The following is a 567-nucleotide window of genomic DNA, read 5'->3' on the forward strand; positions in this document are numbered from 1 at the left end:
TTGCTGATCAACAATCTCGGATCGGTACCGCCGCTCGAAATGTCGTTGATCGCCAATGCCGTGCTGGCCTCGCCGCTGGCAAAGGCGGTGAGGCTGACGATCGGTCCCGGACATCTGATGACCGCGCTCAACATGAACGGCTTTTCGCTGTCGTTGATCAGGCTGGAGGCGGAGCGCGAGGCAGCGCTGCTGGCGCCGGTCGGCCCGCATGCCTGGCTGCCGGCCAGGCCGGTTCGCCCGCCGGTCGTGGTGACCATAGCCCAGCCGGCAGGTCGCGACATCGCCAAAGCGGCCAGCCGTGACGCCGGCGCCGAGCGGCTGATTGCTGCGGTCTGCGAGAAGCTGATCTCGCTCGAGGAGGCTCTGAATGACCTCGACGCCAAAGCCGGCGACGGCGACACGGGATCGACGGTGGCGACCGGCGCACGCAGCGTGTCGACGCGGTCAAGCACGCTGCCGCTCGCGCACCAGGCCGCAACTCTCGCCACAATCGGCGATACATTGGGAACTTCCATGGGCGGTTCCAGCGGCGTGCTTTTGTCGATCTTCTTCACGGCTGCCGCGCAG

At 66.7% G+C, this 567-nt stretch carries 1 protein-coding gene; it reads left to right on the forward strand.

Translation table 11 applies throughout. The annotated features are described in order from the left end of the window. On the forward strand, positions 1 to 567 hold a 567-nt coding region (locus EOA60_RS36445), incomplete at both ends, for a DAK2 domain-containing protein (protein ID WP_128312802.1).

Origin of the sequence: Mesorhizobium sp. M1A.F.Ca.IN.020.06.1.1 (genome assembly GCF_004023265.1) — a bacterium.
Classification (GTDB): domain Bacteria; phylum Pseudomonadota; class Alphaproteobacteria; order Rhizobiales; family Rhizobiaceae; genus Mesorhizobium.